Genomic DNA, 13290 nt, shown 5'->3' on the forward strand with positions numbered 1-13290 from the left:
ATAATAGCAAGTGTTTGCATGGTGGAAATGACTTCACAAAGTGAAGAGGTATATGTTTTTGGATGCGTTTGATGATCTGATGCTCGGCTACGCATTAAAAAAGTTGACCAACGTGTTTGAAGAGATCGTGGAAGTTTCGAAAAGCCCCTCTTCGGACAAGGCAACAGGCGTACAGGATATCAAGCAGACTAAAACTGCAAAAAAACTACCTGTCTGGCTGGGACGTCTGAGGGTTAACACTCCTTATCAAGTGACGCATGTTCTGATCGATCAGATGCACGCCTCTCGAAAACTCAACCGCGACCTGCGCTTCGCGGCACAGGCTGCCTTGCTGGACGCGCTGGTAGAGGACGGACTGGCAATGCACATCGCGAGTTATTCGGTGCTTGTCGTAGAGAACCGTCTGAAGTGCTTTTCGGATCGATGAGCGCTGTATCTACTGAACACGCGCCCAGTGTCCATTACACTGGAAAATTGCATCAGGCGTGAGGAAGTAGATTGGAGTCAAAACTGTACATCGCACAATACGCCGGAATCACAGTCATGCTTCCAGCGGCCATGGTCGTCGCGGGTTGGTTATGGTGCACGGCATCCAGAAAACTCGCCCTCTTATGGCTAGGCGTACTGTTCGTAGCCTATTTCGTCGTAGGTTTCAGTAAAGTGCTTTTCAAGGGCTGGGGAATCGGCCTGGAAAGCCTGGATATCGCGGTCATCAGTGGCCACGCAATGAACGCTTGCCTGGTGTCGACCGTTGTACTGAGTTTGCTGTTGCGCCAACTGGATCATCGCCTTCGATGGCTGGCGCTGGGAGCGGGGCTGCTGTCGACCTGGTGGTTCAGCATCCAGTATGTCGGTCAGACGATTCATCCTCTGCCGGAAGCGATTGCCGGGGCGGTTGTGGGATCAGCCGCGGCGTGCGTCTTTCTTTTCAGGCTGGAGAGAAGGGAAATCCGCAAGATTCCTTTGCCGGCCCTGGCGCTGGGGCTAGCGGGGATTCTACTGAGTACGAGCATTCCCAAGTACACCGCCGAGGGGGTCTTGAACTCGCTGGCAGTGACTCTGTCGGGGGCAGAAAAGGCTTTTATGCAGCCTCATTGGCGCAGTTCTGGCGGGCCGTCACGGTTATAGCGATTGGCGTGATGTTGAGTCCCGGCAAGAGGGTGGAGCTAGGACTCACTACTGCTTTTCTCATCAATCCGGGCCAGCAGCTCTGCAGTTTTCAACTGCATCAGCGCAACATCACCACGACTCTCAACGTTCAGCACGATTTCTGGCTCGGTCTGCGAGAGGTGGATCTTGAAGCGCCATTCAGTGAACGTCAGGCTTAGGCCGTCGCTCTCGTCTACGTCCAGCGCTTTACTGGCGTACAACGAACGAAGATGCGTCAGTACGGCAGTCGGATTACTGACTGCACATCGAATGTCCCCGGAGGAGGGGAAAAGCCCGATGCGTTCCACCAGCAATCTGGGTTGAGGGGAGGTAGAGGAGGGTGCTCTTTCGTACGTCCGCAACCAGGCCATCAATCCACTGTTGCCCTCGGTGAACTCCTGCCCCAAAACCATATTGCCCGGTGCAAAAGGGTCCAGCGATTTATAGACAGAGTCGATCGGTGATCTGGAAGCGTTCATAGTGGTCTGCCTTGCAAAAGGTTTATGGCCGCTCAGAAACGCGGCACCCAAGAGCTGAAAATTACCGGTTACAGGCCTTTCTTATACAAATTCTCATAACAGAAATTGGTCGCGTCGATATAACCTTCCGCTCCGCCGCAGTCAAAGCGGTGACCTTCGAACTTGTATGCCAGGACACAACCGCTTTGTGCCTGCTTCATCAACGCGTCAGTGATCTGGATCTCACCGCCCTTGCCGGGCTCGGTATCAGCAATCAAGTCAAAGATATCGGCCGTCAGAATGTAACGACCAATAATGGCCAGATTGGACGGGGCATCTTCCGGTTTAGGCTTTTCAACCATGCTGTTAACCCGGTAAATACCTTCGCGAATCTGCTCGCCGGCGATGATGCCGTACTTGTGCGTCTGGTCGTTGGGTACTTCCTGAATGGCCACGATCGAGCAACGGAACTGCTTATAGAGCGCGATCATCTGCGACAACACACCATCGCCTTCCAGGTTCAAGCACAGGTCGTCCGCCAGTACCACTGCAAACGGCTCATCACCAATCAACGGACGGCCAGAGAGAATGGCGTGCCCAAGCCCCTTCATCTCCACCTGACGGGTGTAAGAGAAGGTGCAGGTATCCATCAACTCGCGAGTACCGTTGAGATAGTTCTCCTTGTCGGTACCACGAATCTGATGCTCCAGCTCGTAGCTGATATCGAAATGGTCTTCCAGCGCCCGCTTGCCGCGCCCGGTGACGATCGCCATGTGCTGCAGGCCGGCATCCCGTGCTTCCTCAACACCGTACTGGATCAGCGGCTTGTTGACGATCGGCAGCATTTCCTTCGGCATCGACTTGGTGGCGGGCAGAAAGCGCGTGCCATAGCCGGCAGCAGGGAATAGACATTTACGGATCATAGAAGCGTCCTTTTTTCCAATGTATAAGAGAAGCCGTCATTTTCTGCGGACAGCACAGATGCCCCCGCCAATGGGCAGAGCCTCCCAATTCTCGCTATGCTCACGGACGAAGCCATGGTCTTAAGTGCCCGGGAGCTCTGCGGACTGTTTGATTGGGTGCTTACAACGCCACACAATCAAGCCGATCAGCACACCGACAGCATTCGCCAGGGCGTCGTAAGGTGATGCTGTGCGCAGCGGCATTAGTCCTTGTGCATACTCGATCAGGATACCCGTCACCAGACAGCCCAAGGCGATCCAGCGCACGTTGACCCGCAGGAAGGCCAGCCGGCAACTAAACGACAAAGCGAAAAAGCCTATCAAGTGATGCAGCTTGTCTTCCTGGACAAAGGCTTCGGGAATGGGCTGCGCTCGCAACCCGGCTGCCAGCAAGACCACGCCAACGCTGATGAAAATCAGAGTTCGTATCCATTGGGGAAGTTGTGTTATGCCCAGGAACAACGAACTCATTCGGTGATTTTCTCAAAGTTCTTATAGAACGCATCTTTGTCGCGGCCATTGGTCATTGTGTACAGCGAATATTGGCGGTTCAGACGCGCGCCACCATCGCGGGTCAGCGGAGCCCAGACCAGGTTGGCGCGACGCATCGTGGAAACGCTCATCAACTCGTCGAAGGGGACCGAGATATAGATACCTTTGTCGAAGCTACCCTCGCCGAACTCTTCTTTCGAGGCCGTGGTGCGGGTGACCCAGCCACCGAACTTCACGCCGTTAGTGAACTCATGCGACAGATCGATCGTGGCACCCCAATCGCGCGCCAGGTAGCGTCCAACACTGACCGCAGCCTGCAAGTCGAACGGCAGTTCGGTATAGGTGGTGATGTGACCGGTCGTGGTGTTGTAATCGCGCAGACCAAAACCCTGGTCAAAGTCACGCTGGCGTACAAAGTTCAAATCAGCACCCACGGCCCAACGCTCGCCCATGGGGCGGTACAGCAATTCACCACCGACCCCGGCGAACATTGATTCCAGATAACCGCCATACACCATGCCATACAAGTCTTGATCCAGTTGCTTGGCATGGTTGAGTTGAAATGTCGGCATTGTTACATCAGAGGTGATGACGTACTTGCGCAAATCGGTCCGCACTCGGGGCAGATTGCTCGGCGCGTCGTACGTGAACTTATCAAAGTTGTTCAGGAGATTGGTGCTTATGACCCCGCTCGTCCACGTGTTGCGGGTAAAGCGGTATTCTGCGTCCAAATCAGCGGTCAACTGGTACAGCAAACCGTCGGGACCACCAATGTTTTGCTTGTAACCCAAGCCGATACCATAGGTAAAACGCTCAAGGGGCTGGCTGTACAGCGTGTTTTCAATGTGTGGCGTGGCCCGGTTCAATTCGGTGGTGCGGTGCAGGTCAGTAAGGTCTTGCTGGTTATTCACCACTTCCCGGAAGGTTTCGCGGGGCACACTGGTTTCTTCAACGGGCATGTCGTAACGCTTGTTCACCAGCGTGAACCAGTCGATTTCGTCATTCGCGCTGTTGTCCAGAATCCGGCTGGCCCGGCCCACACCTTTGGCTGAGTAGAAATAGCGCGACTGCTCGCCATACACAATCAGCTCGGAATCGCGCTGAGCAATACGCTCGACCTTATAACCGGCGTTGTTTTCCAATCGTTTGGAAACCCCCGCCCAGTCGACCTGGTCGAGCGGCGCAGTTGGCGCGTGTGCCGGCAGCGCTTCGACAGCGGGGTCGTAGCGCTTGGCCGGCGCCTTGCGGCTGGCGAAATTGGTATGAAAAGTGATGCCGAACAACGCGGTGTTGCCGCGCTCCCAACCGGCGGTCAGATCGACAGAGTCACTTAGCTTGAAGACCGCCCCGATGTTGATGGGCGAGTCCTGCTTCAGGCTATTATCCAGCGGCTCGTGCTTGTAGTCGTTACCGTCGAACTCGAGTTTCAAACTCAAGGGCGCCCAGGGCGTCTGATAGGACACACCGCCAAACAACGCGGGCGAGCCGCGAAAATACGAGCCGGTATTGACGTTGCCCGCGTCCGCGCCGGTGTTTACCGGGCGTGTATCAAAGCGCTCGTCGATGTACCCCAGCGGGTTCTCGAGGTCCGCACGGTTACCGATGTAACCCCAGGCAACGCCGAGGCTGAAATCCAGGTCGTAGTAACGTTTGTTCGCCACAAAGTATTCGCTGGAAAACAGGCCGGTGCCCCCGACATCCCGAAAACCGAGCGCGACCTCGGGCAACCAGTGGCTTTCTTTCCAGAGGCGGGCTTTGACATCGACCGCCTTGTCTTTATAGCTCTGGTCGCCACTGAATGATTCGGCCCCGTATTTACGGTCGCTGATAGCGGTATAACGAAAACTACCTTCCAGCCAATCGAGGGGCTGTATTGAAATGCTATAGCGCGAGTAAGGGTCTGTCCGGTTGGCGTTCAGGCTGAATTCGCCGGCGGGTGCCATCCGTGCGGTAGGGGTTTGCAACAAACCCACACCACCGAAATCATTCTGGGTAAAACGCGGCTCTCCATGAGCCAAGCTGTAGGGCAACAACACTACGGCGGCAAAACGTAACTTCAAGGGGCCACCTCGGGCAGCGGTTGGGTGGCGAGAAACTGAGCAAGCTGCTCGTTCAAGTCGGGTGTGGGCAAATCCAGATCATCGTTGCGCACGGGCACCAGAATTGTGCTGCCGGCGGCGGCAATCACCCCATCTTCGCGGTTCCAGGCGGCGTTGCCGACTCGCTTGACCAGGCCATCGGGCTGAATCAACCACAGGTAATCGGCATCTGCGTCGGTCACCGGCAGACAGCTTTTGAGATATTCCTGGGCTGGCAGCAGGGCGCGATAGGGCAGCGTGCAGGGCTGTTCAACTGCACCCAGGACAGTGACCGTCGTCGGGCGTAGGGGGTAAATCAGCTGGTCACCGTCACTGAGCGAGTAATTGCGGGCGAACCCAACCTCCAGCGCCACGGGGTCGAGCACCGCGACTTTGCGGCCGGTAACGGGCAGTCGGCTGACCTCTTCAAACAGACGCGCAGCCAGGGCCGCAAGGCTGCTTTTTTCTTCAAGCAAGGCCCCACGTTGAAGCAACTTCAGATCGAACAGCACGCCGGCCTTAAGGCGGGTTTGCTGCTCCAACAGTGGCTGGTGCAGCCAGGCGGCGGCCAACCAGTAACTTTCGGCGTTCGGGCGTGCCTCGCTGACGGCATCGAGCAAGCGCGTGCCTGGCACGAACGTGAAGGATCCGGCGTCTTGTACATCACCCGTGACCGTGACAGCGGCCTGAGTCATCGTAGAACTTGCCAGCAACAGGCAAGCCGACAGCGTTTTCGAATATCTCACCGAGCCGTCTCCCGGTCAGGGCGCAATTGCACAATCTTCAAGAAAAGTTCCGGCGTGAGATATTGTTCGCTCTGCAGGATCAAGCCATCGTCAGGCCTGACCCAAAAACGGTTGGTGGCCTTGAATCCCAGCTCGGGGATGTCGACGCGTTCATCTATGCGCTGCAACGCATAGTCCTTGTCCAGGATGGTGACGGTTTCGATGCCCTGTCGACTGAAACGACTGTTAACAGCCAGTCCGACCCGCGGACCCTGATAGACATCAATCCAGCGGGTACTGCTGTAACCGTCGGGCAATTGCTGCAAGCCACGCTTGAACGGCGACTCACCGTCGAAGCGCGTGCCATCGAGATTGATGCTCAGGCCGACAGTGCGCACGACCAGACCATCGCGCATCAACAGCACTTGCTTGCCGGAGGCGACCCAGAACTCCAGGTCGTCCTGCTGGCGAAGCTTCGCCAGCACACCTTCGCTGACGTCCGTGGTGACCTTGATCTGCGCATAGGGCACGGCCTCCACTTGCGCTGCAGTCACTTGCAGCGGCTGGACGCCCAGTGTGGCGGCTTTAAAGGTATCCAGGGACGCCTGCATCAACGGATTGCAGCCACACAGCAGTAAACCCACCGCCAGGCATGAACTGTTACGCAAAGTTTTCAAAGCGGCTCAAACCTTATCGACTGCTGGCTTCACTGAGATTGTTTTGAGCTGCCGCTCCGGTACCCAGGATAGCGGCCGAGGGCAGCAACTGGCTGATCAAGCGGTTCCAGCGGGTCACGCCTGCAGGGCCGACGTAGACAATGTCCTGGGGTTGCAGATCGAAGCGGGTGGCGAGAGCAAACGCGGTCGGCGATTCGGCGTCCAGCTGAAAGACTTTTGCCGGCTCGGTTTCAAGGCTTTCCGCACCTCGAATGACATACAGTGCATTGCCGTTGGAAGTGGTCTGGTTCAGTCCACCGACCGTTCCGATCGCATCCGCCAGATTCATCCGGTTGATTTTGTACGTGAGTGCCCGTGGCTGGTTGACCTCACCCATGACGTAGATCTTTTTCCGGTCGTTGTAGGGCAGGTACAACTGATCGCCGTCTTTTAAATAGACGCTATGCAACAGCGAGCCTTTGCTGTTTAGCGAGTCCAGGTCGAGAGGGTACTCACGTCCGTCCCGGGTCAGTGTCAGGCCTGCAAGGTCGGCATTCAATGGATCGACAGTCGCAATACCCATGGCTTCGACGACAGTGAGTGGCGACGTGGTTATGGGTTGTTGACCGGCTTTTAAAATGGCGCCGGAAATAACGACTTTTTGACTGGCAAACCGCAAAACACTCAAGTCAACCTGGGGGCTGTCGACGAATTGTGTCAGGCGCTCGGCAATAAAACCGCGTAGCTCCTCGATGGTTTTACCTGCGGCATGAATATTGCCGATATAGGGGTAAAACATGGTGCCGTCCGGGCGTACCAGGCGACCGTTCGCATCAATTTGCTGTTGCGCACCCGATGGTGCAGTCAACTCAGGATGGTCCCACACCGTGATGTACAGCACATCATTGGCGCCAATCCGGTAAGCCCCCGGCTTGAACGCCAACAACTCGGCTGGCACCGAGGCTTGCACTTTTGTCGCCGCGTTCTGGGCAATCAGTTTGGGCGTTATCGGAATCAACTCGATCCGACTGCTTTCCGGTGAGCCATCACGGCCGACCTGACTGGTATCCAGGTGTTGACCGGGTGAGAACATACAGCCTTGCAGGGCTACGCCTGCAAGCACAGCGAGCGACAAACTACGAATCATGATTGAGGACACTTGTGGAGGGAACACATCAGAGCTGAACCACCCGGATTGCTCCGGGTGGTGGAAGGCTATCGACCTCGCGGTACGCTTAGCGTGTACCGGTGGTGCCGGTAGTACCAGTAGTGCCGGTAGTGCCGCCGCCATTGCTGCTGCCACCACTGGATGACAGTGCAGCGGCTCCGGCGACAACCACGGCGCCGAGGCCGAGAGCAGCCTCTGTGGACAGGCTGCCCACGAGAGGGGTGGACTGATTCAAAGAAGTGTTTTTTGCAGGTGTGCCTGGAGCGGAAGACGCTGCAGGGGGCTCAGCGGCTAAAGCGGAGGCACTTAAAGACAGCAATAGAGCGGAAGCAAGAAGTTTGGTCATGGTAGATTCCTTTTTGATGCATCGTCGGTATTGGCGGTGAAACTAAGAAGCGAGCGTGCAAGGCCAAAAACGCTGAGCGTCCATTAACGTTAAGGATAGTATTGATTCGAACTCGATGAGAGTGGACCTCTGGTTCGATCCTCAATGAGGTTTATCTTGCGATTATTGCCTTAAGAATACCTGCGTAGGACGCCTGACAGGTCTGACGTTTTATAACGCGCACCCACTGTTTCTAACATTACCCGTCCGCGCCACGAGTACGGCGATGATATTCAAGACCGCTTAAGCTTTTCTTTTATAAGCAACCAGGCGAACTTGCTGTTGGTGGTCAAGTAGCGCTTCCACATCCTGCCGGGTTCCTGGATAACACGGTACAGCCATTCCAGCCCGTAATTCTGCATCCATTGCGGCGCACGTTTTACCTTCCCCGCGACCACATCGAACGTTCCGCCCACCCCCATCACAAAGGTGACCCCCAACTGATCGCGCCAGCGGTTGATAAAGTTTTCCTTCATCGGCGAGGTGATGGCGACGAACAGCAACTGCGCACCTGAAGCCCGAACCTTCTCGACCAGTGCGGCTTCGTCGTCCCAGAAATAGCCATGGTGATACCCGGCGACTTTCAGCCCTGGGTAAAGCGCTTTCACCTTGCTGGCGGCGGTGGAAACGACCTCGTCCTTGGCGCCCAACAAAAACACCGAAAATTGGTTGGTGGCGCTCATCTCCAGCAATTCATGAAACAGGTCGACACCCGCGACGCGCTCGGGCACTGAGTGGCCGAGAAAGCGGGCACCCAAAACGACACCCATCCCATCAATATTTACAATATGACAGCTATTAACAGACTCCTTTAGCTCTAAATCCGACTGGGCGTTGACGACCTTTGCAACGTTTATCACGCAATGTTGCGTAAATGTTCCGTCTTTAATCCGATTTTTTATATAGCTAACAGATTCAGACATTGAGATGGAGTTAGCTTTCATGCCAAAAACGAACAGTGGATTCACTTTGGTTGCCTGCGCTATAAATTATACAATTAAGTCGAGCTTGTCTGGAGTTGACGTTCTAGAAATAGCTGGTGGCTATTAAGAAAACGCTCCATACCAAATTTTTCAAGTATGTAAGCTTTTCGATTTTCAATTAATTCAATGTTCTGAATTTTAGGCAGCGAGGTCACGGCGGACTTGAGAGCTAAAGAGAAGCTTTCTGGGGCGTGCACATTGAAAGCAAATGAAATTGGGTCGTTTGAACATATTTCACGGAGAGCGGGAATATCCGAGAATAATAAAATTTTACCCTGATATATTGCTTCAATCGCTATGAGCCCAAAGCCCTCCTCAAGGGACGGGATTATAATGATGGGCGTATCTATAAGGCATGAGTAAGGGGCTTGCTTGTAACCCAAAAAAGCGACATTGATTTCAGGTGGTAATACTGAAGCCTGCCTGGAAAGGTTATCCAGTTCGGGGCCTCGGCCGATTATTTTATACTGAAGGGGTAGTTCATTGTTTCTCGCAAACCGCTCCAGTAGCTTAATGGCTTTGTCGAAACCCTTCCATGTATGTAGACCTCCAATGGATCCTACTCTTAACGGCGACGTGGCGGGGGGAGGAGGTTGAATATAATCGCCTCCCATATACGGATTATAAATGACCTCGATTTTAGAGGCGGGGATGCCGAGCTCAACGAAATAATCTCTTACTGATTTTGACACTGCGATATATTCCCGGCACTTGAAAACTCTGAACATCCAGTTGCCAGTCCGATAATGTGCGTGCCCATAAAAAACAGTACGCACATTAAGAATGTTAAACAAATAAACGAATGGTAAGAAACACCGGCTATGTATATAAACCACCTGAGGCGGTTTCGCTAGTGTGCGTAACGAAAGGTGCAGAGCCCATCTGATTTTTTTGGGCAAAAATTTCGTGAACACACCTCCGGAGCTTAGTTTGCTGAATATTTGAACGGAGTTCCTATTTAACAGATCAAGAATACGCTGTGCCCCGCCTCGCGTAGGGTCCGGATCGTTTATCAAATGCCAAACGCTGTAATTCATATAATTCTTTTTCATGTTACTGAAGAGCCACTCGCGATTGGATTGTGTCGAACTTTAATGAGTTTTCAAGATTTTTTGAACAAACAATCTGTGCTGGTATAAGACTCTGGTATCTAGCTGAATGGATCCGAATACCAAAGATTTCGCTCTTGTGAATATTCTTAATACTGTGATGTCTGATTTTTCCAGCTGTTTGGTAGTGGATTAGTTCGAGGTCTTGCTTGAGAAGATGATAGAGGTTTAGGTTCGTAGGCAATTCTTCTCATGTAGAAATAGTAAGGCATATACATCCAAAACTTAAGCGTCGGATAGAAGGCTAGGCAGGCAATAAATAAAATAATACCCCCTCTTATATGAAACTCACTGCGGGGACACTTTAAAAATAATCGTAGGGAGTCCCAGATTATAATTATCAGTCCAATAAGTCCAAGTTCAAAGAGGATAACGGGTGTTTCACTACCATCGCGAGCGTCGTCATCAATATCATACACCAGTACTGAAAGTCGGTTCTTCACCGCTACTGTTCCCCAACTCCCTAGCCCATGACCGATCAAGAGATTTTCATAGTTTTTTTCTGCATAAAAATCAATTACTCGAGTAATTGGAATCCATCGCGAAGCTTGGTTGAGAATGCTATCATTATCGTCTTTTTGATTTATTGCGCCTCTAAATGAAAATACCCCGGCTAAAACGGAAATCATAAGGACAGAAACGAGTGCTCCTTTTGCAGGGGATTTCTTCATTAAAGGTAGCGTATATATGACTACTAAAATTGCAATGGTTGTAAGTGATCCATTTAATATTATAGTTAATACAGTGGCAAGAAAAAGCACCTTGTTTTCTTTTATAAAGGCAATAATGTTGGTTTTTATTAATAATAACGTGTTGAATGCAAAGGATATGGCGAACCAATTGGGTTCAATAAAAAAGCCACGCAGGCGATATGAAACGGATGAACCTTTTTCGTAGTGCTCTGCGTTGATAAAGCTTAATTGAATTCCGAAAAGCTTAAAGCTGAGATATTGGCCAATCCCCGTTATGATCATAATGACTTGAAAATAGTGGAGCACTTTCCCGTCTAAAAATCTAAAGGTGTTAGCGCAGTAAATCATTACATTGGTTGCTATGATTAGGTAGGTAAGGATTGATAAAAAACCTGGCTGACTAAAGTAGATTCCATTTAAAAAGCAATAGACGATAAGTATAGAAAAACTATAGTCTCTTTTCAGGGGGGCTATTGTTTTGTTGGGCGATGTAAGGAGGAATACGACGTTGGTCAATAATATTGCGCAAATGCCTATATGGAGTTGTACACCCATATTCAGCTTCAGCAGGGAATCAAAAGCAAAAGATAAATATATTATTAGTGTCCAGGTTTTTAAATCAAATTTCATCTTGACTTACCTTAGTGACTCAAGCAGAAATTGCTTAGAGGCATGTACAACGGATTCTAGCTTTGGACTTACTTCGCTGTAGTTAATGGCTTGCTTGTCGAATTTTATATCTTTCGTGTGAAGGGCACATCGGTTCATTAAGCCTACCCTCGCAAGAAGGGTTGTTTGGCGTGCATTCAGGTTTTCAACTATGTGGGGGATAAATATAAATTGTTTTTCGAAGTTTATTGAAAATGCAGTGCCGTGAAATGAATTTGTTATAACAAAATCCGCATTTTTAATAAAGGATACCCATTCGCCGGGGGAGACATCTAATATATTAATGTCTGCGGAGTTTACATGCTTGGCGCCAATGTGAATGACTGGGATGTCCGTAGTCTTTTTGAGTTCTGTTACCGCCTGCTCATATCTAGCCAACATTTCTCCTGAGCCAACAACGTAGCTCAAGATGTATTTTGTAACTGGTATGCGCCGTTGATCAAACACGTCGACGTAGTCTTTGATCAACAGTGATGGGTCAACGACAACCGTTAAGCGGGTTTTATCGATCATGCCTTCTAAGTCAGAGGCCAGCGTTTCTTCACGTGCCCCTATTGCATGGAATTTTGACGTTAATTCTTTAACCTCGGAGATATGGTCATGGACTCGTATACTACCCGCGCTGGCGGCATACGCAATCCTACGAGAATCAGCTGGCACAAAATCCAAGAAAAAAGCCTTATCGAATTTTCCACCGGTCAGACGGTAATTCCATATTTGATCGCTGCCACATATGAACGCATCGCCATCGCTTATTTTTGTTATAGATTTTGATGTAAAGTATATGTTTTTTGTTAGCGGTAAGTGCTTTGAAGAAAAAGCACTGAAAGCGAGAATTTTCTTGAGCTTGTCGAAGCTTTTCTTTATCCCCTTTGCCGGTCGATATGTCTGAAGAAGAAAGTATGTCGGTGCATAGTTTATTATTTCCACCTCAAAATTCGATGAGCGAAGATATTTCGCAAGTGCATAAGCCTGTAGAGCAGCACCATAATTTAATGCTTTCTGGAATGTGATGACATAGACTTTTTTCATAATTATTCCGCAACAATTACCACTTCTGGTTCAATTTTTAATTGAAATTTTTGAGTTACGCTAGATTGAACTAGCAATGAAAAATTCAAGATGTCCACCGATGAAGCCTGACCATGGTTTAATATGACAAGTGGTCGTTTTTTATCAATGCTTACGTTGCCGATTCTGCGCCCGGCCCAGCCGCATGATTTAATTAAATCACCTGCTGAAATCTTTAAGTGAGAATCTGACTCCTCATATGTTTTTATTGCAGGGTCTATCAATTGTATTCTTGCCGCTTCTTTTCGCTCTACTACCGGGCTTTTAAAAAAACAACCATTATTGCCTATGTGTTTAGGGTCGGGCATGGTTTTTTGCCGAATGTATTTAACCATGGCTCTTTTGATTGTAGGGCTTATTATGCTCAACGCCAAGAATCGTCTAACGTAATCAAAGTTCATTTTAAGCTTCCATGATGTAGAAGCTCCAATGCGAATTGATTTTATTATCAGCAGTACTGCCAGGGCAGCCTCTTTAATCACCGTTCGTGTACATGATAGTAAGCTTCTGTTGGCGTAAAGCTGAGTAAATGGCTTTGGTAGAAGTATGAAATCTACTGATAAGACCAGAAGCTCAGGCCGACGTTTGAAAATGCTTTGACGATATGAAAACTCACACTCTTGGTTGTTGAGTGTGAGGAAAGTATGATTTTTCAAGTCATAACAGTTTACTTTTTCTATGACTTCGCTTACT

General features: G+C 50.7%; 15 protein-coding genes. 2 read left to right on the plus strand and 13 right to left on the minus strand.

All coding sequences use genetic code 11. The annotated features are described in order from the left end of the window. Positions 1–52: 52 nt before the first annotated feature. Positions 53–427 carry a hypothetical protein gene (locus tag PSJE_RS07060; RefSeq protein WP_235863938.1) on the plus strand — a complete coding sequence of 125 codons (375 nt, stop codon included), beginning with the start codon at positions 53–55 and terminating at the stop codon, positions 425–427. A 71-nt stretch (positions 428–498) separates the two neighbouring features. Next, complete coding sequence (locus PSJE_RS07065; protein ID WP_408003758.1) at positions 499–1128, plus strand: hypothetical protein; 630 nt, start codon at positions 499–501, stop codon at positions 1126–1128. A gap of 38 nt (positions 1129–1166) precedes the next feature. Here PSJE_RS07065 and PSJE_RS07070 read toward each other — a convergent pair whose 3' ends face one another. The 13 genes from PSJE_RS07070 to PSJE_RS30400 all read right to left on the minus strand — a co-directional run bounded on the left by PSJE_RS07070 (position 1167) and on the right by PSJE_RS30400 (position 13253). Further along, positions 1167–1628: a phosphohexomutase domain-containing protein gene (locus tag PSJE_RS07070; protein ID WP_090454133.1), complete on the minus strand. Its 462-nt coding sequence runs from the start codon at positions 1626–1628 to the stop codon at positions 1167–1169. 68 nt (positions 1629–1696) lie between these two features. Continuing rightward, a complete protein-coding gene (galU, locus tag PSJE_RS07075) occupies positions 1697–2530 on the minus strand; it encodes a UTP--glucose-1-phosphate uridylyltransferase GalU (RefSeq protein ID WP_057715631.1) in 834 nt (277 codons plus the stop codon). 120 nt (positions 2531–2650) lie between these two features. Continuing rightward, positions 2651–3040, minus strand: coding sequence for a VanZ family protein (locus PSJE_RS07080; protein ID WP_090454135.1), 390 nt, complete (start codon positions 3038–3040; stop codon positions 2651–2653). Further along, positions 3037–5121: a YjbH domain-containing protein gene (locus tag PSJE_RS07085; protein WP_090454137.1), complete on the minus strand. Its 2085-nt coding sequence runs from the start codon at positions 5119–5121 to the stop codon at positions 3037–3039. The genes PSJE_RS07080 and PSJE_RS07085 overlap by 4 nt, the downstream gene beginning before the upstream one ends. Then, positions 5118–5885: a capsule biosynthesis GfcC family protein gene (locus PSJE_RS07090; RefSeq protein WP_408003759.1), complete on the minus strand. Its 768-nt coding sequence runs from the start codon at positions 5883–5885 to the stop codon at positions 5118–5120. The genes PSJE_RS07085 and PSJE_RS07090 overlap by 4 nt, the downstream gene beginning before the upstream one ends. Continuing rightward, positions 5882–6541 (minus strand): YjbF family lipoprotein, encoded by a 660-nt coding sequence (locus PSJE_RS07095; protein WP_090454141.1) that lies wholly within the window; start codon positions 6539–6541, stop codon positions 5882–5884. Before PSJE_RS07095 ends, PSJE_RS07090 begins: the two co-directional genes overlap by 4 nt. Positions 6542–6554: 13 nt before the next feature. Continuing rightward, positions 6555–7667: a polysaccharide biosynthesis/export family protein gene (locus tag PSJE_RS07100; protein WP_167362853.1), complete on the minus strand. Its 1113-nt coding sequence runs from the start codon at positions 7665–7667 to the stop codon at positions 6555–6557. Between the two features lie 88 nt (positions 7668–7755). Beyond that, entirely contained in the window at positions 7756–7923 is a 168-nt protein-coding gene (locus PSJE_RS31545) for a hypothetical protein (RefSeq protein ID WP_224795414.1), read from the minus strand. 383 nt (positions 7924–8306) lie between these two features. Then, on the minus strand, positions 8307–9041 hold the full coding sequence (locus PSJE_RS07110; protein WP_280523321.1) for a WecB/TagA/CpsF family glycosyltransferase: 735 nt from the start codon (positions 9039–9041) through the stop codon (positions 8307–8309). Positions 9042–9070: 29 nt separating this feature from the next. Continuing rightward, positions 9071–10108: a glycosyltransferase family 4 protein gene (locus tag PSJE_RS07115; protein WP_090454147.1), complete on the minus strand. Its 1038-nt coding sequence runs from the start codon at positions 10106–10108 to the stop codon at positions 9071–9073. A 146-nt stretch (positions 10109–10254) separates the two neighbouring features. Beyond that, a complete protein-coding gene (locus PSJE_RS07120) occupies positions 10255–11487 on the minus strand; it encodes a hypothetical protein (RefSeq protein WP_090454149.1) in 1233 nt (410 codons plus the stop codon). A 6-nt stretch (positions 11488–11493) separates the two neighbouring features. Continuing rightward, entirely contained in the window at positions 11494–12558 is a 1065-nt protein-coding gene (locus PSJE_RS07125; protein ID WP_090454151.1) for a polysaccharide pyruvyl transferase family protein, read from the minus strand. 2 nt (positions 12559–12560) lie between these two features. Then, positions 12561–13253 carry a UDP-N-acetylmuramate dehydrogenase gene (locus tag PSJE_RS30400; protein WP_139212652.1) on the minus strand — a complete coding sequence of 231 codons (693 nt, stop codon included), beginning with the start codon at positions 13251–13253 and terminating at the stop codon, positions 12561–12563. Positions 13254–13290 lie beyond the last annotated feature (37 nt).

Origin of the sequence: Pseudomonas jessenii (genome assembly GCF_002236115.1) — a bacterium.
In the GTDB taxonomy this organism is placed as follows: domain Bacteria; phylum Pseudomonadota; class Gammaproteobacteria; order Pseudomonadales; family Pseudomonadaceae; genus Aquipseudomonas; species Aquipseudomonas jessenii.

What these genes read in the sequence shown, in the direction of transcription:
- PSJE_RS07100 (WP_167362853.1), bottom strand. Translation starts at nt 7,667, where the DNA reads ATGATTCGTAGTTTGTCGCTCGCTGTGCTTGCAGGCGTAGCCCTGCAA.
- PSJE_RS07120 (WP_090454149.1), bottom strand. Translation starts at nt 11,487, where the DNA reads ATGAAATTTGATTTAAAAACCTGGACACTAATAATATATTTATCTTTT.
- PSJE_RS07070 (WP_090454133.1), bottom strand. Translation starts at nt 1,628, where the DNA reads ATGAACGCTTCCAGATCACCGATCGACTCTGTCTATAAATCGCTGGAC.
- galU (WP_057715631.1), bottom strand. Translation starts at nt 2,530, where the DNA reads ATGATCCGTAAATGTCTATTCCCTGCTGCCGGCTATGGCACGCGCTTT.
- PSJE_RS07115 (WP_090454147.1), bottom strand. Translation starts at nt 10,108, where the DNA reads ATGAAAAAGAATTATATGAATTACAGCGTTTGGCATTTGATAAACGAT.
- PSJE_RS07060 (WP_235863938.1), top strand. Translation starts at nt 53, where the DNA reads ATGTTTTTGGATGCGTTTGATGATCTGATGCTCGGCTACGCATTAAAA.
- PSJE_RS07125 (WP_090454151.1), bottom strand. Translation starts at nt 12,558, where the DNA reads ATGAAAAAAGTCTATGTCATCACATTCCAGAAAGCATTAAATTATGGT.
- PSJE_RS07080 (WP_090454135.1), bottom strand. Translation starts at nt 3,040, where the DNA reads ATGAGTTCGTTGTTCCTGGGCATAACACAACTTCCCCAATGGATACGA.